21 protein-coding genes and 1 riboswitch are annotated in these 17972 nt (G+C 67.2%); of the genes, 3 read left to right on the top strand and 18 right to left on the bottom strand.

Features of this window, described 5'->3' with window-relative positions; translation table 11 throughout:
* Positions 1-246: 246 nt before the first annotated feature.
* From AB4061_RS37305 to AB4061_RS37290, 4 genes are all read right to left on the bottom strand, one after another.
* Complete coding sequence (locus tag AB4061_RS37305) at positions 247-1482, bottom strand: multifunctional CCA addition/repair protein (RefSeq protein ID WP_441641130.1); 1236 nt, start codon at positions 1480-1482, stop codon at positions 247-249.
* Between the two features lie 8 nt (positions 1483-1490).
* On the bottom strand, positions 1491-2180 hold the full coding sequence (locus AB4061_RS37300) for a glutathione S-transferase family protein (RefSeq protein ID WP_441641129.1): 690 nt from the start codon (positions 2178-2180) through the stop codon (positions 1491-1493).
* 202 nt (positions 2181-2382) lie between these two features.
* Complete coding sequence (locus AB4061_RS37295; RefSeq protein WP_441641128.1) at positions 2383-3408, bottom strand: complex I NDUFA9 subunit family protein; 1026 nt, start codon at positions 3406-3408, stop codon at positions 2383-2385.
* A gap of 105 nt (positions 3409-3513) precedes the next feature.
* Entirely contained in the window at positions 3514-5466 is a 1953-nt protein-coding gene (locus tag AB4061_RS37290) for a transglycosylase SLT domain-containing protein (protein WP_441641127.1), read from the bottom strand.
* A gap of 96 nt (positions 5467-5562) precedes the next feature.
* Here AB4061_RS37290 and AB4061_RS37285 point away from each other — a divergent pair, with 96 nt between their 5' ends.
* Positions 5563-6171, top strand: coding sequence for a 5-formyltetrahydrofolate cyclo-ligase (locus tag AB4061_RS37285; RefSeq protein ID WP_441641126.1), 609 nt, complete (start codon positions 5563-5565; stop codon positions 6169-6171).
* 293 nt (positions 6172-6464) lie between these two features.
* Here AB4061_RS37285 and AB4061_RS37280 read toward each other — a convergent pair whose 3' ends face one another.
* From AB4061_RS37280 to ahcY, 5 genes are all read right to left on the bottom strand, one after another.
* Positions 6465-7235, bottom strand: coding sequence for a Mut7-C RNAse domain-containing protein (locus AB4061_RS37280; RefSeq protein ID WP_441641125.1), 771 nt, complete (start codon positions 7233-7235; stop codon positions 6465-6467).
* 30 nt (positions 7236-7265) lie between these two features.
* On the bottom strand, positions 7266-7628 hold the full coding sequence (locus AB4061_RS37275; protein WP_441641124.1) for a TfoX/Sxy family protein: 363 nt from the start codon (positions 7626-7628) through the stop codon (positions 7266-7268).
* Positions 7629-7652: 24 nt separating this feature from the next.
* Positions 7653-8483, bottom strand: a complete 831-nt coding sequence (gene metF / locus AB4061_RS37270) for a methylenetetrahydrofolate reductase [NAD(P)H] (RefSeq protein ID WP_441641123.1) — start codon at positions 8481-8483, stop codon at positions 7653-7655.
* A gap of 62 nt (positions 8484-8545) precedes the next feature.
* Positions 8546-8899 (bottom strand): phage holin family protein, encoded by a 354-nt coding sequence (locus AB4061_RS37265; protein WP_150989950.1) that lies wholly within the window; start codon positions 8897-8899, stop codon positions 8546-8548.
* Positions 8900-9028: 129 nt separating this feature from the next.
* Positions 9029-10462 (bottom strand): adenosylhomocysteinase, encoded by a 1434-nt coding sequence (ahcY, locus tag AB4061_RS37260; RefSeq protein ID WP_043343154.1) that lies wholly within the window; start codon positions 10460-10462, stop codon positions 9029-9031.
* Between the two features lie 129 nt (positions 10463-10591).
* A riboswitch (S-adenosyl-L-homocysteine riboswitch) is annotated at positions 10592-10672 on the bottom strand.
* Positions 10673-10746: 74 nt separating this feature from the next.
* Between ahcY and thiD the strand changes: the two genes are divergently transcribed.
* Both thiD and AB4061_RS37250 read left to right on the top strand, forming a co-directional pair.
* Positions 10747-11577 (top strand): bifunctional hydroxymethylpyrimidine kinase/phosphomethylpyrimidine kinase, encoded by an 831-nt coding sequence (gene thiD, locus AB4061_RS37255; protein WP_441641122.1) that lies wholly within the window; start codon positions 10747-10749, stop codon positions 11575-11577.
* A gap of 92 nt (positions 11578-11669) precedes the next feature.
* Positions 11670-12110: a PGDYG domain-containing protein gene (locus AB4061_RS37250; protein ID WP_441641121.1), complete on the top strand. Its 441-nt coding sequence runs from the start codon at positions 11670-11672 to the stop codon at positions 12108-12110.
* A 4-nt stretch (positions 12111-12114) separates the two neighbouring features.
* Here AB4061_RS37250 and AB4061_RS37245 read toward each other — a convergent pair whose 3' ends face one another.
* The 9 genes from AB4061_RS37245 to AB4061_RS37205 all read right to left on the bottom strand — a co-directional run bounded on the left by AB4061_RS37245 (position 12115) and on the right by AB4061_RS37205 (position 17942).
* Positions 12115-12561 carry a PaaI family thioesterase gene (locus tag AB4061_RS37245; protein WP_441641120.1) on the bottom strand — a complete coding sequence of 149 codons (447 nt, stop codon included), beginning with the start codon at positions 12559-12561 and terminating at the stop codon, positions 12115-12117.
* 39 nt (positions 12562-12600) lie between these two features.
* Entirely contained in the window at positions 12601-12804 is a 204-nt protein-coding gene (locus tag AB4061_RS37240) for an acetyl-CoA carboxylase biotin carboxyl carrier protein subunit (protein ID WP_441641132.1), read from the bottom strand.
* A gap of 14 nt (positions 12805-12818) precedes the next feature.
* Entirely contained in the window at positions 12819-13136 is a 318-nt protein-coding gene (locus tag AB4061_RS37235) for a hypothetical protein (protein ID WP_441641119.1), read from the bottom strand.
* Positions 13137-13913 carry an AAA family ATPase gene (locus AB4061_RS37230; protein ID WP_441641131.1) on the bottom strand — a complete coding sequence of 259 codons (777 nt, stop codon included), beginning with the start codon at positions 13911-13913 and terminating at the stop codon, positions 13137-13139. It abuts the gene before it with no gap.
* A 59-nt stretch (positions 13914-13972) separates the two neighbouring features.
* Positions 13973-14476, bottom strand: coding sequence for a GNAT family N-acetyltransferase (locus AB4061_RS37225; RefSeq protein WP_441641118.1), 504 nt, complete (start codon positions 14474-14476; stop codon positions 13973-13975).
* 92 nt (positions 14477-14568) lie between these two features.
* A complete protein-coding gene (locus tag AB4061_RS37220) occupies positions 14569-15702 on the bottom strand; it encodes a thiamine phosphate synthase (RefSeq protein WP_441641117.1) in 1134 nt (377 codons plus the stop codon).
* Entirely contained in the window at positions 15699-16547 is an 849-nt protein-coding gene (locus AB4061_RS37215; RefSeq protein WP_441641116.1) for a thiazole synthase, read from the bottom strand. The genes AB4061_RS37220 and AB4061_RS37215 overlap by 4 nt, the downstream gene beginning before the upstream one ends.
* Positions 16548-16553: 6 nt before the next feature.
* Positions 16554-16751, bottom strand: coding sequence for a sulfur carrier protein ThiS (gene thiS / locus AB4061_RS37210; RefSeq protein WP_150989923.1), 198 nt, complete (start codon positions 16749-16751; stop codon positions 16554-16556).
* A 12-nt stretch (positions 16752-16763) separates the two neighbouring features.
* On the bottom strand, positions 16764-17942 hold the full coding sequence (locus tag AB4061_RS37205; protein ID WP_441641115.1) for an FAD-dependent oxidoreductase: 1179 nt from the start codon (positions 17940-17942) through the stop codon (positions 16764-16766).
* Positions 17943-17972: the final 30 nt, after the last annotated feature.

Here is a 17972-nt window from a genome sequence, read left to right as displayed (position 1 = left end):
GGCCATGTTTGAGCATCGCCTTAAGGCGATGTGAGTTTGGCCCCCGGCCGCTCTTTTTGTCTTCCGACGAGGAGTCTTTCGCCCCATCCGGGTCGCTTCTTTGCCTACTTTCTTGGCGAGACAAGAAAGTAGGTCGCCGCCCCGCAGGGGAGGTGAAACTGCAGTTGAAGTTGAAGTTGAAGTTAAGCAGTTGCAGCTGAATTTGCAGTTGCAGTTGCAGTTGCAGTTGCAGTTGCAGTTAAACCCCTACCCTCCCAAATTAGCCGCCACCGCCGCCACCCGCGCAGCATGCACCCGATCCTTGATCACCCCGGGATCCCCTGCACATTCCCGCGCCACGGCCCCGGCGTCCACCGAAGCCGCCGCTTCCAGCGCCATCATCAACCGCGCCGTCTGCGGATACTCCCGCGCCTCAAACCCAAGCCGCCCCCGCGCATCCGCCTCGCATGCCTGCAGCGCTTCAGCAAACCGCGCCGGCTTGCGCAACGCATCGCACCGCTCCAGCAATCGCGTCAGCGCAGCGGCGCCAAACTCCTCGGCGCGATGGATATTGCCATGCTCGCGCGCCACCACCACGGCCAGGTCGCGGCAGTCAGTCGGCACGCGCAACCGCTTGCAAACCGCTTCAAGCAATGCCACGCTGCGCTGCTCGTGCCCGATATGGCGCGGCAGCACATCCTCGGGCGTGGTGCCCTTGCCCAGGTCGTGCATCAGCGCGGCAAAGCGCACCGGCAGCGAGGTGCGCATCGCGGCGGCGGTATCGACGACCATCATCACGTGCACGCCGGTATCCACCTCCGGGTGGTAGTCGGCCCGCTGCGGCACACCCCATAGCCGGTCCAGCTCGGGCAGCAGCCGCGCCAGCGCCCCGCATTCGCGCAGCACCTCGAACATGCGCGAGGGCCGTGCCTCCATCAGGCCGCGCGCGAGTTCCTGCCAGACGCGTTCGGCCACCAGCGCGTCGACCTCGCCGGCTTCCACCATCCGGCGCATCAGCACCAGCGTCTCGGGGGCTACCGTGAAATCATTGAAACGCGCGGCGAAGCGCGCCACGCGCAGGATCCGCACCGGGTCTTCGGCGAAGGCGTCCGACACATGGCGAAACTGCCGTGCGGCGAGATCACGCTGGCCGCCGTAGGGGTCGATCACGGGGCCAGTGAGCGCGCCGTCGTCGCCCACCGCCTGCGCCATGGCGTTGATGGTGAGGTCGCGCCGCACCAGGTCGTCTTCCAGCGTCACGTCCGGCGCGCAATAGAACGAAAAGCCCTTGTAGCCCGCTGCGGTCTTGCGCTCGGTGCGGGCCAGCGCGTATTCCTCCCGGGTCCTGGGATGGAGGAATACGGGGAAATCCTTGCCTACCGGCTTATAGCCCTGGGCTTCCATCTCGGCCGGGGTTGCGCCCACCACCACGTAGTCGCGGTCCTGGCTCGACAAGCCCAGCAGGGCGTCGCGAATGGCGCCGCCTACGGCATACACCTGCATGGACGAGCTCAATGGTTGATCACGACCGCGTCGGCGCGATCGGGGGTGAGGCGGTAGGGCTCGTCGGAGGCGAGGAAATCGCGCTCTTCACGGGCATCGGCGATCCACGCCTGCATGGCCGGCAGCGCCAGGATAAAGTCCGCATATTGCTTGGCGGCCTCCGGCAGGTGGATGCCATAAGTGGCAAAGCGGCTGACCACCGGCGCGAAAAATGCGTCGGCAATGGTGAACGCGCCAAACAGGAACGGGCCTGCGGCCGCATGGCGTGCGCGCAGGTCCGACCAGATCGCGGCAACACGGTCCACGTCGCGCTGCACCGCTACGTTCCAGCCCATGCCGGGCAGCACCGCGGTGACGTTCATCGGCAGCTGGCTGCGCAGGTTGCCGAAGCCCGAATGCATCTCCGCGCAGATCGAGCGCGCATGCGCACGCTCGGCACGGTCAGCCGGCCAGAGCTGCTTCTCGGGAAAGGACTCGGCCAGGTATTCGGCAATCGACAGCGAGTCCCACACCGAGACATCGCCATCGACCAGCACCGGTACCTTGCCGGTGGGCGAGTGCTTCGCAATCACTTGCTCAAACCCGGCCACGAACAAGCGCACCTTGACCTCTTCGAACGCAATGCCAGCCTGGCGCATCAGCAGCCAGGGGCGCAGCGACCAGGAAGAGTAATTCTTGTTGCCGATGACGAGCTTCATCGCAAAATCCTTGCAGGAAAACGTGGGGGAGCGCGCTCGGGGCCGGGGCAAGCCCGCAGCGCGAAGCGTGCGCACGCAAGCGCACGCCGGCGAACGAACCATTGTAGCCAGCCGCGCCAAGCGCCTCCAAGCGAATTACGCTCGCAGCGATGTGAATCCTGGTCACATGCGAAGGGCAAAGCCGGGCCGGGCTGCCTGCCGCTCAACGATACCCGCTGCGCCGCAGTCCCAGCATCTGGCTTTCGTGCCCGCGGCCCGCCAGCACATCGGTCATCACCACCTCCAGCCCCACCGGCTGGCCCAGCCCAAGCTCGGGCGCGATCGGCCCCCGCATGACATTGTCGAGCCGCATGGAGTCCAGGTTGTCGCGCGACATCACCGGCGCGCCCGGCATGTGTTCGAGGATGGCTGCCTGCACGCGGGCCAGGGCGTCGGGCAGGTGCAGGACCGGGCGCGGGTGGCCGCTGGCGCGGCCCGCAAAACGCACCAGCTCCTCCAGCGTATAGACCTGCGGCCCCGCCAGGTCGTAGGCGCGGCCGATGGTGTCCCGCGTCGCCATGGCGTTGACCATGGCCTGCGCCACGTCCTGCACGTACACCGGCTGGAACCTGGCTTGCGCGCAGGCGAGCGGCACTACGGGCGCCAGTTGCTGCATATGGGCGAACAGATTGAGGAAATGATCGTCGGGGCCGAATATCACGGACGGACGGAAGATGGTCCAGTCCAGAGCGCTCTCGCGCACCACGCGCTCGCCGTCGCCCTTGCTGCGCAGGTACATCGACGGGCCGGCGCTGTCGGCGCCCAGCGCGCTCATGTGCAACAGCCTGCGCACGCCAGTGCTGCGGCAAGACTCGACAATGCGCCGCACGAGGTCCACGTGGGCGGCGGCAAAGGCCGCGCCGTAGGGCTCGGCGCGTTCGCCATGAAGAATGCCGACCAGGTTCACCACGATGCCGTCGGTGCCCAGCGTGCCAATGGCGGCGTTCAGCGCAACATCGTTCCTCACGTCCAGCTCGATCACCTCGACGCGCGGCAACAGCAGCAGGTGCTGCGCATGCTCGGCGTCGCGGGTAGCGGCCACGATGCGTTCGGGGTCCAGAGACGGCTCCACGACGGTGCCCGGCTCCAGCGGCGTGGCCGACGCGGTGGCAACACCTGCCAGGCGGGCCACCAGGTGGCTGCCGACAAAGCCGGCCCCTCCGATCACTAGAACGTTGCTGGTCTGCATGGATCTCTCCGCGGCAAGGGACGACTGGCGCACGCTCCAGGGCTGGAGCACGCACCGGCTACCGCATTGGCCTGCAGACCGCGCTGCCTTGAAGGCGTTAAAACCTCAGGGCAGGCTGGTGGTGGTGATCTGCGACGGCGACACCACGCCCAGGCGATCCTTGAGCGACTGCGGCCGGCCGCTCATCAATGCAGCATAGTACGTGGCGTTCGACAGCACATTCTTCACGTAGGTCCGGGTCTCCGAGAACGGAATGGTCTCGGCGAAGATCGCGCCCTCGACCTGGCGCGGCAAGCTGGAGCGCCAGTTCTTGGGACGGCCCGGGCCGGCGTTGTAAGCGGCCGAAGCCAGCGTCCAGGAGCTATCCAGGTCAGTCAGCACCATGCTCATATAGTTGGTGCCGAGCTGGATGTTGATATTGGGATCGCTCATCATCGAGGGCGAGAAGTCCGTCATGCCGATCTTGCGCGCAACCCACTTGGCGGTGGCCGGCATCACCTGCATCAGGCCATGGGCGCCGGCGGACGAGCGCGCGTTCATGATGAAGCGTGACTCCTGGCGCACCAGGCCATAGGCCCACGCCATATCCAGGCCCACGTCATCGGTGGCGCGCTGCATGATGTCGCGGTACGGCATCAGGAAGCGCAGCGAGAAATCATGCTCGGCCTGGGTGCGGTCCGCGGTGTTCACGGCGCGGTCCAGCAGTTCGATGCGGCGGGCGTAGTCGGCGGCGGCCAGCAGCTGGCGGTCGGTCATGCCGCGCAGTTCCCAGTTCCATTCGCGATTGCCTTCGAAGCGCAGGTTCAGGTCATACAACTTCTGTGCGCGCAGGAAGCCCGGGCGGGTGCGCATGGCGTTGACCTCGGCATCGCTCACTTGCGTGCGTGCCGGCAGCACGATGCGGTTGCCCAGCTCCTCGCTGGCCAGCTGGCCGTAGAAGTTGAACTGGCCGGCAATCGCCTGGAACTGCTTCTCGGCCTCGGCGCCGCGGTTGTCCGCCTTGAGCGCGCGCCCGTACCAGTAGGTCCAGGCCGGGTCCTTGGCGCGCAGCTCGGGGCGCATCAGCTCCACGGCCTGACGCACCTGCTTCCAGTCACCCTGGCGCAGCGCGGCGCGCACGCGCCACTCCTGCGTTTCGTCGGACAGCCACTGGTTGCCGCCCAGGTCCATCTGGCGGCGGTAGTAGCCGGCCGCCTCGGGGGCGAGCTTCTTGGCGGCGTACTGGCCGACCACGCCCCAGCCGGCGCCCTGCTCGTCGCGCGACAGGCTGCCGGCGTTGGCGCTCAGGTAGGCCGCGGCCTGCGAGGGATCATTGCGCGCCATCTTGACCACGGTGGCGAGCGTGTTGCTGTCGCCGCGCGCGTCCGGCGCGGTGGCGGCGATACGCCCGGCCAGCGTCACATAGTTCTGCTCCAGCGCCTGGCGTGCCTGGAAGGCCACGTCGCTCGACTCGATCTGCCTGCTTTGGGCCAGGTAGCCGATCAGGTCGACACAACCTTCGCCGTAGTAGCGCGGATCGCTCAGTGCTGCGCGCGCATCCGCCGCCACGTTCTGGCCCTTGAGCGCGCGCGACAGCAACGCGTAGCACTCGACCTGCGTATCGTCCTTGAGCACGAACTGCGGGTATTCGGCGTCGAAATTGGCCCAGTCGCGCTTCTTGCCCAGCACCAGCAGCCAGTCATTGCGCATGCGGTCGGCAATGGCCTCGCCCTTGTAGCGCTGCAGGAAGGCGCGCACCTGATCGTCAGGGGCATCGATGCGGGCCAGGCCGCTGGTGTCGAACAGCTGCGGCTTGATGCGGAAGTACTCGACGTAAGACGAGATCGGGTAGTCCACCAGCGTGGCCGAGATGGCGTCGGTGCGTGCCACGTCGTTTTTGCGCGCGGCTTCGCGCAGCGCCACGAAAGCGTCGTCGGGGTTGCTCGGGATGGCGAGCGACTGCGATTGGGGTTGCGGCTGAGGCCGTTTCTGCGCAAATACCGGCGTGGCAAGCACTGCGCACGCGATCGCCGCTAGGGCGGCCTTGGCCGCACGCTGCGGATATACTCCCTTCGGCATTCTTCTTCCTTGTTGTGACGGCCGGACAACACCTTCCGAGGGCGCGCATCCGACCGTGCAATGTTGGGTCAACAACAAACATTATCCCACGCAGCCATGCCAAGCGACGACGTTCGCAGCCCCTCCGGCGCGCCCGGAAAGCCCGACCCTGGCGTGCAGCGAGCAGCGCTGCGGCGCCAGTTGCTGGCGCTGCGCGGCGCATTGCCGCAACGCCCCGCCGCCGACGCCAGCATCGAAGCCGCGCTGGCCGCCCTGCTCGAGCGCCTGCCCGTGCATCGCCTAGGCTTCTACTGGCCGATCCAGCAGGAGTTCGACGCCCGTGGCGTGGTCTCGCGCTGGCTGGCCGGCGCCACCGGGCGGCAAGCAGCCCTGCCGGTGGTAAGCCGGCCGGGCGCGCCGCTGGATTTCCACCAATGGGAGCCGGCTACGCCAATGATTGCCGGGCATTACGGCATTCCCGTGCCCGACGGCACGCCGCCCTTGCTGCCAGACGTCCTGCTGATTCCATGTGTCGGTTTCAGCGGGGATAAGTTCCGCCTGGGCTATGGCGGCGGATTCTACGACCGCACGCTGGCGGCGCTCGCCGCCGGCGGGAACGCGCCGGTGGCGATCGGCATCGGGCATGAGGCCTGCCGCGTGGCGCTGGCGCCGCAGGAGCATGATTTGCCGATGGATTGGGTGGTTAGTGAGGGGGGGGTGTTTTGAGGGGGGGGGTGAGGGGGGGTTGGTCGCTGTTTCTTTGAACGGCGTTGGATATTGCACCCAAGGGCCATACGACATCGTCCTGCGGGGTTGGTCGCTGTTTATTTCTTCGGCGATGGCATCTTGCACCCAAGGGCCATACGGCAGCCCCCGCAGGGGGATGTCGTATGGCTCTTGGGTCCAAAAACCAACACCGTCCAAAGAAACAGCAATCAACCCTGCAGGACGATGTCGTACGGCCCTTGGGTGCAAAAACAAACACCGATCAAAGAAACAGCGACCAATCCCCCCACCAACTACAAACAACGCCCCCCAGCCACCAACTCCTCCACCAAATCCCGCATATGCCGCCAATGCGATCCCTCCCAAAACACGCGCTGGCAGCAATCGCAAGTCACGAACCGCTCCTGGCGCGCGAGCACGCCTGGCGGCACGCGGCCGTCGACCGCGGTTTTGTCGATCGCCCGCAGCGGCACATTGCAGTCCAGGCACAGCGAGAACGGCCGCGCGCTACGGGCCAGGTCGAGCCGCGCGAAGATCTCCCGCAGTTGCGGCGTGGCCTTGATGGCGCGCACGTAGCAGCCATGGGTGACTCCGCGCCGCTTGAGCAGCTCGCGGTCCCGCGTGAGCACAATGCGGCCCTCGCGCATGGCGATGGCTTCGATCTCGCTATCGGCGTAATGGTTGTCGTAAAGCGTGTCGAAGCCGGTCAGGCGCAGCAGGTGCGCCAGCCCGCCCAGGTGGGCGTCGGCAACGAAGCGGGTCGCGCGCAGCGGCTCGGCGCGCACGCGCAGCAGCGGTGTGACGTCGAAGGCTTCGAACTGGGGATAAACGGAGACGCGGTCGCCATCCTGCAGCAGGCGCTCGAAGCCGCATGACTCGCCGTTCACCAGGATCAGCTCCACCTCGGTGTGCGGCACGCCCAGCGCTTCGATCATGTGCTTGACGGTGGCGGCGCGCGCGCAGGCGCACACGCAATCCCGGCCGCGCTGCGCGCGCGGCAGGAAATCGTTCAGTTCCTCGTAGAAACGAAACGTGGCGGTGACGGTGGCGGGGTCGGTGGCCATGGGCCAAAGTATGCCACTGCCCGCAGCGCCTCAGCCCGCCTGGTTGGCCAGCCGCAGCGCGGATTCCACGGAAAGCCGCGCCCAGGCCGTCATGGCTTCGGCCGACTCCAGGCAGGCGGGTGGAGCGCTCAGGTAATGCTGTATGGAGATCTCGCGGCCGCTGCGGCTGTAGCGGAACGGCTCGCCGCCCTCGGCCTCGAAGCCCCCGCGCGTCTGGCCGTCCACTTTCAGGTAACAGCGCCCGCCCAGCACCAGCGCGAACACCAGGCCGTCGTAGTACAGGGCGTGGCCGCCAAACATGCGGCGCGTGGTGATCGGGCCGATGCGCGCCGCCAGCGGCTCCAGCAGTTCGAGCAGATGGTCGATGAAGGGATCGGGACGGCGGGCTGGCATGGCGCTCTGGTGCGGGGGCATGCCTTAGAGCTTCAGGCGCTGCCAAATGGCTTTGGTCGCGCTGGCCGTGTTGAGCGTATAGAAATGCAGCCCCGGCACGCCGGCGGCCAGCAGGCGCTCGCACAGCGCGGTGACCACATCCAGGCCAAAGGCGCGGATCGACTCGCGGTCATCGCCGAAGCCTTCCAGCCGCTTGGCCACCCAGCGCGGCACTTCGGCGCCGCACATCTCGGAGAAGCGCATCAGCTGCGAGGAATTGGTGATCGGCATGATGCCCGGCACGATCGGCACGTCCACGCCCATGGCGCGCACATCCTCGACGAAACGGAAGTACGCATCGGCGTTGAAGAAGTACTGGGTGATGGCCGAGTCGGCGCCGGCCTTGACCTTGCGCACGAAATTCTCGAGATCGTGGCGGGGCGACTTGGCCTGCGGGTGGTACTCGGGATAAGCCGCCACCTCAATGTTGAACCAGTCGCCGGTCTCGGCGCGGATGAACTCCACCAGCTCGTTGGCATAGCGGAACTCGCCGATCTCGCCCATGCCCGACGGCATGTCGCCGCGCAGCGCGACGATATGGCGGATGCCGCCTTCGCGGTAAGTCTTGAGGATCTCGCGGATGCTCTCGCGCGAGGACCCCACGCACGACAAGTGCGGCGCGGCCTCGATGCCTTCGCGCTGGATCTCCAGCACGGCGTCCAGCGTGCCCTGCTGGGTGGTGCCGCCGGCGCCGAAGGTCACCGAGATGAACTTGGGCTTCAGCGGAGCGAGCTGCGCACGCGTGTTGCGCAGCTTCTCGGCGCCCTCCGCCGTCTTGGGCGGGAAAAATTCAAAGCTGAAGTAGCGGTCTTGCATGATGGTGGCGCGCCGCCTATGGCGCGGCGCGCTGAAAAATTGGCATGGGACGCCGGACGGCGTCAGGCGCTGCGGCGTTCGCCGAGCAGCACGCTCGACAGGGCCCAGGAGATCACGCTGTAGAGGATCGAGCCGAGCAGGGCCGCGCCAAAGCCGGTGACCACGAAACCGGCCAGCAGCTTGCCCACGAACAGGAACAGCAGCGCGTTGATCACGAAGATGAACAGGCCAAGCGTCAGCAGCGTCACCGGCAAGGTCAGGATCACCAGGATCGGGCGGATCAAGGTATTCACCAGGCCAAGCACCAGCGCGGCGATCATGGCCGAGCCGAAGCCGCCAAGATGAATCCCATCGATCAGGCTGCCCACCAGAAACAGCGCGGCGGCGTTGATGATCCAGACGGCCAACAATCTCATGACGACTCCTTCGCTCGGGTAAAACGGGTTCGGGGCAGGTTCGGGGCACGGCACCCGCGGCGCGCGGGCGCCGCAGGTTGACGAACCGGCGGCCGATCAAACGCAGATCGGCCTGCGGTCACCGGCCGATCAATAACGGTAGTGGTCGGCCTTGTACGGGCCTTGCTTGCTCACGCCGATATAGGCGGCTTGCTGCTCGGTCAGCTCGGACAGCTGCGCGTTGAGCTTCTTCAGCTGCAGGCGCGCGACCTTTTCGTCCAGGTGCTTGGGCAGCGTGTAGACGCCGACCGGGTACTTGCCGCTTTCGCGTTCCTGCCACAGTTCGATCTGGGCGATGGTCTGGTTGGCGAACGAGCTGCTCATCACGTACGACGGGTGGCCCGTGCCGCAGCCCAGGTTCACCAGGCGGCCCTTGGCCAGGATGATGATCTTCTTGCTGGGTTGATCGCCAACGGCGGGGAACACCACGTGGTCGACCTGCGGCTTGATCTCGTCCCACTCGTACTTTTCCAGCGAGGCGATGTCGATCTCGTTGTCGAAGTGGCCGATGTTGCAGACGATGGCCTGGTCCTTCATCTTGGCCATGTGGTCATGGGTGATGACRTGGTAGTTGCCGGTGCAGGTGACGAAGATGTCGGCCTTGTCGGCAGCGTATTCCATGGTCACCACGCGGTAGCCTTCCATCGCGGCCTGCAGTGCGCAGATCGGATCGACTTCGGTCACCCACACCTGGGCCGACAGGGCACGCAGTGCCTGCGCGCTGCCCTTGCCCACGTCGCCGTAGCCGGCCACCAGCGCAACCTTGCCGGCGATCATCACGTCGGTGGCGCGCTTGATGCCGTCCACCAGCGATTCACGGCAGCCATACAGGTTGTCGAACTTGCTCTTGGTCACCGAGTCGTTGACGTTGATGGCGGGGAACTTGAGCTCGCCCTTTTGCGCCATCTGGTACAGGCGGTGCACGCCCGTTGTGGTTTCCTCGGTCACGCCCTTGATGGCGTCCAGGTTACGGCTGTACCAGGACGGGTCCTTGGCCAGCTTTTCCTTGATCGCGGCGAACAGGAAGGTCTCTTCCTCGCTGCCCGGGTTGGCGATCAGCGATGCGTCCTTCTCGGCGCGGGCGCCCAGGTGCAGCAGCAGCGTGGCATCGCCGCCGTCGTCCAGGATCATGTTGGGGGTACCGCCATCCTTCCAGTCGAAGATGCGGTGGGTGAAGTCCCAGTATTCCTTCAGCGATTCGCCCTTGAAGGCGAACACCGGCGTGCCCGAAGCGGCGATGGCCGCGGCGGCGTGGTCCTGGGTCGAGAAGATGTTGCACGATGCCCAGCGCACGTCGGCGCCAAGCGCCACCAGCGTCTCGATCAGCACGGCGGTCTGGATGGTCATGTGCAGCGAGCCGGCGATGCGCGCGCCCTTCAGGGGCTGCGCGGCAGCGTACTCGTCGCGGATGGCCATCAGGCCGGGCATTTCGGTTTCGGCGATGGCGATTTCCTTGCGGCCCCAGCCGGCGAGGCCCAGGTCGGCCACGAGGTAATCGTTCTTCAGGTCAGTCACTGCGTTCATGTATCACTCCGATGAAGAGTGGCGACGAAGGACGAGTGCGGGGAATACGGCCGCGCCATGCAAGGATGGTGAAAACCAAGGCCATTGCATAACGGGCGGATAGGTCGACTCGCCTCCGTGTGTGCCACGGATCAGCGAGCGCCGTTGAAGACAGTCCGAGCCTGGCGAATGGCACAATAAGGCCCATTCGTTGCAACGCTCCTCGGAGTGGCGGTATTGTAGCCTGCCCCGGCACGCTTGGCACCGCCACCGCCATGAATTTTTCTTGACCGCCGGCCCAGCACATGACCCTGACGACACACCGCCCCCCGCGCACCCTGACCATCGCCGGCTCCGACTCAGGTGGCGGCGCCGGCATCCAGGCCGATCTCAAGACCTTTGCCGCGCTGGGCTGTTTCGGCATGAGCGCGATCACCGCCATCACGGCGCAGAACACGCTCGGCGTGAGCGGCGTGCATGCCATCCCGGCCGACATGGTAGCGGCCCAGATCGATGCGGTTGCCAGCGATATCGGCGTGGATGCGGCCAAGACCGGCATGCTGGGCACCGCCGCCATCGTCGAGGCGGTAGCCGCCGCGGTGGACCGCCATGGCATTCGCCAGCTGGTGGTGGACCCGGTCATGATCTCCACCTCCGGCGCCACCCTGGCGGACGACGTCACCACCCAGGCCATGGTGCGCCTGCTGTTCCCGCGCGCCGTGCTGGTCACGCCCAACCTGCCCGAGGCGTCCTACCTGCTAGGCCGCGAGATCACCCGCCGCGAAGAGATGGAGCAAGCTGCACGCGACCTGCTCGCGCTGGGCTGCCCGGCGGTGCTGCTCAAGGGCGGGCACCTGGATCCGGCCGATGCCGGCCTGGATGACCTGCTGCTGAGCGCCGGCGGCATCGTGCGCGTGTTCAGGCACCAGCGGGTCGACACCCGCAACCTGCATGGCACCGGCTGCACACTGGCCGCGGCCATTGCTGCCCAGCTGGCAAGGGGCGACAAGCTGGAAGACGCGGTGGAAGTGGCGCTGGATTTCGTGGCCGATGCAATTGTGGCGGGTGCCGACTTTGCGCTTGGGGCGGGCAACGGACCGCTGAATCACGGCTTTGCGCCGCGGGTGCTGGGCTAAATGCCGGGTTAGGTACCGGGTTAGGTACCGGGCTAAGGAAGGGGCGCAAACCAGCGGTATGATTTGCGCCCCAGCCTGACATCCGCCACGCCATGCCTACCCTAGCCCACATCGACCTGCGCACCGACCCCGCTGCCGCCCTCTACCAAAAACATGAAGTAGTCCAGGTGGCCTTCGCCAAAGAACCCGGCGAACTCATCAGCCTCGAAGGCCCCAACCGCTACCAACCCGGCGACGCGATCATCACGGGCTCCACCGGCGACCGCTGGGTCGTATCCCGCGAGCGCTTCGACCCCAAGTACGAACCGCTGCAAGCCGGCACGCACGGCCAGGACGGCGCCTACCAGAACATCCCTGGCGTGGTGCTGGCCAAACGCATGGACGAAGCCTTCAGCATCGCCCGCTCCGCCGGCGGCGACGTGCTGCAGGGCGCGGCTGGCGACTGGCTGATGCAGTACGCCCCGAACGACTACGGCGTCGTCCAGCAGGCCCGCTTTGCGCAGGTCTACCGGCCGGCCAGCGGCAACGCCTGAAGCGTCAGTCGCCGCCGCTGCTCAGCGGCACCAGCTTGAACGCCGCTCGCGCCACGCACACCACTTCACCAGCGGCGCTCTTCACTTCGCCCTCGCAAAACGCGATGCGCGCGCCGCGCCGCATGCAGCGCGCTTCCAGGTGCAGTTCACCGCGTGCCGCAGCCAGGAAATGCGTGGACATGTCGATGGTGATCACGCCGGTTTCCAGCGGCGCATGCGAGCGCGCGGCGCCGCTGAGCGTGAAATCCAGCGTGGCCATCAAGGTGCCGCCGTGCACGTCGCCCCGGCTGTTGACCAGGAACGGGCTGACAGGCAGGCGCGTGCGGCACAGGCCCTCTTCCATCCGCACCGGCTGCAGGCCAAGATGGCGCATCAGCGGCACGTCGATGCCGAAGTAGGGCTTCTCGGGCGTGCCCGGCGCTACCGGGACAATCTGAGCGGGACTTTCCAAAACAATTCTTCCTTATTCGCGTTATTCGCGCTATTCGCGTTATGCGAGTTCCACCACCGCCTGGCCCTCGGCGACGGCGTCGCCGGGCTGCACCAGGATGGCCTTGACCACGCCAGCATATTCGGATTCGAGCGGAATCTCCATGTTCATGGACTCGATCATCATCACGGCGTCGCCGGCCGCAATGGTAGCGCCAACTTCGATGTGGATGGCGCAGACATGGCCGCTTACCGCGGCTTCGATCTTGCTTGCCTGGCCTACAGGATCTCCCGAACGAACCAGGCATTGAAGCGGTAAAGCGCAATGGTTGGCATCACGGAAAACAAGAACAGGCTGACGACAGCGCGCCGGTTCCTATACAGGTAGAGCGCCAGCAGATCCCGCAGCGTGTAGCTGGCAACCAGCACCAAAAGCGGAATGTAGGCCAGGAAACAAAACAGGAAAATCCAGACAAAGGCGCCGCCCTGCAGCGCTCGGTCAAGCATGCCCACACCGGCGATCCAGTGCGCATCCCCGCCACTGAATGTGAGAAGCAGCATCAACAGGGAGACGATCAGCGTGGGATAGCGGAGCATTTAGGCCGGCCCTCTCTCGCCGCCCGGCTCGTCGCCAAACAGCACGCGCAGCATGCGCTCGGGATTGGCCAGGAAATCACGCGTCACGCGAAAGTGCTCGGTGTCCTGATAGTCGATCCGCGCCACGCCGTCCGGCGAGCAGGTGTAGATCCACGCATTGGGATAGGCCATCAGGATCGGTGAGTGCGTGGCGATGATGAACTGCGAGCCGTTTTCCGCCAGATCGTGGATGCGCGACAGAACCGCCAGCTGCCGCTGCGGCGACAGCGCCGCCTCGGGCTCGTCGAGCAGGTAGAGCCCGTTGCCGCCAAAACGATGCATCATCAGCGCGAGAAACGATTCGCCATGCGATTGCTCGTGCAACGATCGTCCGCCGTAGGCGTTGATGACGGGTGGGCTAAAGGCCGGCTCCTGGTCCAGGCGCTCGATTTCCGTGGCCACGTTGAAGAAGCTCTCCGCGCGCAGGAAGAAGCCATCGCGCGGGCGCTTGAAGCCGCGCGCGACGCGCAGGTATTCGTGCAGTACCGAATGCGACCGGCGCGTGCCGAAGCTGAAATTGCGCGAGCCGCCCTCGGCGTTGTAACCCATGGCCACGGCGATGGCCTCCATCAGTGTGGACTTGCCCGAGCCGTTCTCGCCAACCAGGAAGGTCACCTTGGGGTGCATATCCATCGCATCCAGCGTGCGCACCGCGGGCAGGCTGAAGGGGTAGCGCTCGAAGCTGTCGACGATGTCGCGCCGCAGGGTGATGCGGCTGATGAACTGGGACGAGATCATGGCGTTCGCCGGAGTGGATGGCACGGCGCTATCGTAACGCAGCGCGGCGCCGGCGTTGCTCACAACGCCAGGCGCATGGCGATGCGTTGCCGCAAGCCGAGCGCCGCCTCGCGCGCCAGTGCGGCGCCAAGCGCCGGGCTGAGATCGGCTTCATCGAGCCGGTGAAAGCCGAGGCTTGCGTAGAACGGCGCGTTCCACGGCAGGTGGCTGAAAGTGGTGAGGTCGAGCGACCGCAGGCCTTGCCGGCGGAAACCATCGGCCACGGCGCGCACAAGCGCGCGGCCGAAGCCGCGGCGGGCATGGGCGGGGTGGACGTCCATCTCGTCAAGATAGGCATGCTGGCCAAGCACGCTGGCGAGCGCGAAGCCGGCTGGCGTGCCGTCGGGGGCCATGGCGACCCACAGGCGGCGCTCGCGCTGCGCGCGTTGCAGGTCGTCGAGCGGCGTGACTTGCTGGCGCAGCGCGGGAGGCAGGTCGGATTCGGGGAATAGCCCAGCCGCTGCGCGTTCGATGGCAGGCAGGCCGGGTACGTCCTCGGGTGTCGCTAGGCGAATGACTGGCATCGGTATGCGGCGGAATGCGGCGAGCCCGCGCGCCCGGAGTGAGAGCGGTCGGACGCACGCTTGCGTACCCTCCCTCCGGGCCAGGCGGCACATCAAGCCGCCGGAAACATCCCCAGCAGATTCGTCACCGCCGCCGGCACGTCGGCCGCCTCGGTAATCGCGCGCACCACGGCCGCGCTGCCAACGCCAACCGCCAGCACCTGCGGCAAGCGCGCCGCATCGACACCGCCGATGCCCACCAGCGAGGGCACCACAGGCTGCATCAGCTTGACGTAGGCGTGGAAGCGGCCCAGGCCCTGCGGCGCGGTCGGCATGATTTTCGTGGTGGTCGGGAAGATCGCACCCAGCGCAAGGTAGCTCGGGCCGATGGTGGCCACGCGCAGCATCTCGGCATAGCCGTGCGTGGATACGCCAAGGCGCAGCCCGGAGGCGCGCAGCGCATCGAGGTCGGCTTCGTCGAGGTCTTCCTGGCCGAGGTGGATGCCATAGATGCCGCTGTCGCCACCCTGGCTGGCGTGGTAGTCGATGGCAGCCCGCCAGTGATCGTTGATGAACAGGCGCGAAGCGCTGCCGCGCGCGGCCTCGGCGGCACGCTTGATCTCGCTGCGCACGGCCTGCGCGTCGCCGGACTTGAAGCGCAGCTGCACGGTGGGCACCGCCAGCGGCACCAGCCGCTCGATCCATTCGGCGCTGGGCACCACCGCGTACAAGCCCAGCGGCGGGCACGGAGCGAAGGGCTCGGCGCGCTGCTCCGGTGCGACCAGCGCGGCGTGGCGCACGTGCGGGAAGCGCGTGAAATCCACCGGCCAGTCCAGCGAGCCCGGCTGCCAGGCGCGTGCCAGGCAGAGCGCATCGTGCGCGGGGAAATGCAGCGCCAGGCAAGCCAGCAGCACGGCGACGAAGGCCGGCGAATGCGCGGTGTCGTCGTCGGCATGGGCGCTGAAGACCCAGGTGCCCATCGGCGAGCGCACGGTGTCGCTCCACTGCCCGCCTTCGCGGTCGCTCTCGATGGCAATGGCGCCGGCTGCGGCAATGCGCGCCAGCGAGGCCTCGTCGGCCTCGCCGTCGAACAGCACCACGTCGGCATCACCAAGCGCGGCGGGGGGGGTGCCCTGCACCCACGCGCGCCAGGCTTTATCGCTGGTGCCGAAGGTGGCGCCATAGCGCGCCAGCAGCGTGTCGCGCAGCGCAGCGTCGATGCCGGCAGGCAGAAGATTGCGGGTCATGCGCGGTCCTCCACGCCTTCGGCGTGCCAGAACGGCATGCCTACCACCGGCGTGCTGGCCTGCGCGATATCGCGCTCCGGCATGGGGCCAGCCAGGTAGGCGGTGCGGCCCGCGTCCACAGCCAGCGCAAAGGCGCGTGCCATGTTGACCGGATAGGCAGCCTGCGCCACGGCGGTGTTCAGCAGCACGCCGTCGTAGCCCCACTCCAGCACCTGGGCCGCGTGCGACGGCAGCCCAAGGCCGGCGTCGACGATCAGCGGGGTATCCGGCAAGCGTTCGCGCAACAGGCGCATGGCGTGCGGGTTGACGGCGCCCTTCCCGGTGCCGATGGGCGCGGCCCAGGGCATCAACGCCTGGCAGCCCACGTCCAGCAGGCGGCGGCATAGCACGAGGTCCTCCGTGCAATACGGCAGCACCTTGAAGCCTTCCTTGATCAGCGTCTCGGCCACGGCGGGCAGGTTGAGCGTGTCGGGCTGCAGCGTGTAATCGTCGCCCACCAGCTCAAGCTTGATCCAGTCGGTCTCGAACACTTCGCGCGCCATCATGGCGGTGGTGATGGCTTCCTGCGGCGCCATGCAGCCGGCGGTATTGGGCAGCACCGGCACGTTGAGCGAGCGCAGCATCTGCCAGAAAGCCTGGCCGCCCTCGCCATCGCCGACCGAGCCCTGGCGGCGCAGCGCCACCGTCAGCATGGCGGGCCGGGCCACCTCCACCGCGGCCTGCAGCGTGGCGGGAGACGGATAGCGCGCGGTACCCAGCAACAAGCGCGAGGCAAACGACTCGCCATAGAGCACGAAGGGGTCGGCGAACAGGTCGCGCCGGGGTTCTGCGGAATTGAAGGTCATTTGGGGTCAGCCTCCCGTCACGGGTTGCACGAGGTCGATACGATCGCCGGCGGCGAGCACGGTGGCCGCATGCGCGGCGCGTGGCACGAACTGGCCGTTGAGCGCGGCGGCAAAAGGCGGCGCGATGCCCGCGCCCGCCACCGCATCGGCCAGCGTGGCGTTATCGGCAAGGGCGAGCGGACGGCCGTTGAGCAGGATATCCATGGTCATTGTCGTTCAGTGCAGCACCGGCGAGCCGGCGACGGTATCGAGCGCGGCTGCGATCATGCCCGGCCAGCGCACCGAGGCGGGCACGGCGTGCGCGGCAGGATCGTCGTCGAGCAGAGCCTGCACCACCTGGCAGGCAGCCTCCGTGACCGCCGGGGCGATCAGGAAGCCGTGCCGGTACAGGCCATTGAGGCGCACGATGCGGGCATGCTGGTCGACCCGGATGGCCGGCAGGTGGTCCGGGCGCGTCGGGCGGCGCTGCACATTGAGTTCCAGCACGCGCGCCTCGCCAAAGGCGGGGTGCAGCGAGTACGCCGCGGAAAGCAGCTCCAGCGCGGAGCGCACGCTCATCGGCGAATCATCTTCGCTTTCGAGTTCGGTGGCGCCGATCACATAGAGGTCGTTGGGCTTGGGCGCGATATAGATCGGGTAACGCGGGTGCAGCAGGCGCACCGGGCGATGCAGCTTGACCTCGGGTGCGTGCACACGCACGACTTCACCGCGCAGGCCGCGCAATCCCGGCATGCTGCCGTGCGCGGCGGGCTGCCCCGGCCAAGCGGCGCGGGCGCCCAGGCCACGGCAATCCAGCACGGTGCGCGCGCAGATACCCAGCGCGGGCAGGTCGCCCGCTTCGATTTCACCAGCCTCCCAGACGCAATGCAGCCCGCCTGCCACCGCGCAAGCCAGCAATGCGCGCAGCGTGCCGCGATTGTCCAGCTGGCCTTCGCCGGCCAGCAGCAGCCCCTGGGAGAACCGGCCCGCGAGCGCGGGCTCGAGCGCGGCCACGCCATTGCCGTCCAGCGCGCGCATGCGCTCGGCCACCAGTTCGGGCGGCGCCACGGCGCGCACCCGGCTGGTAAACAGCGACATCTCGCTGCGGTCGCGCGTATGCCATACCACCAGTGTGCCGTCTTCCTGGAAGAACACGGGTTCCGGCATTTCGGCTACCCAGGCGCGCCACAGGTCGACGCTGGCGGTGCCAAGCTCGACGATGCGGCGCTCGGCAATGGCGGATTCCGCCAGGGGCGCGAGCATCGCCGCGGCGACGTGCGCGGCAGAGCCAACGCCGTCGGGGCCACCGCGCTCGACCAGCGCCACGCGCAGGCCTGCACGTACCAGTTGCCAGGCGGAAAGGCGCCCGGCCAGGCCGGCGCCGAGCACGGCCACATCAAACGACTGCGTTGTCATGGGGATGGTTGTGCCGGTGCACGCCGCGAT

This window comes from Cupriavidus sp. YAF13, assembly GCF_052113425.1.
GTDB lineage: Bacteria > Pseudomonadota > Gammaproteobacteria > Burkholderiales > Burkholderiaceae > Cupriavidus.
Note: the sequence above shows the minus strand (reverse complement) of the source record. Positions and strands in the feature narration are given on the sequence as shown.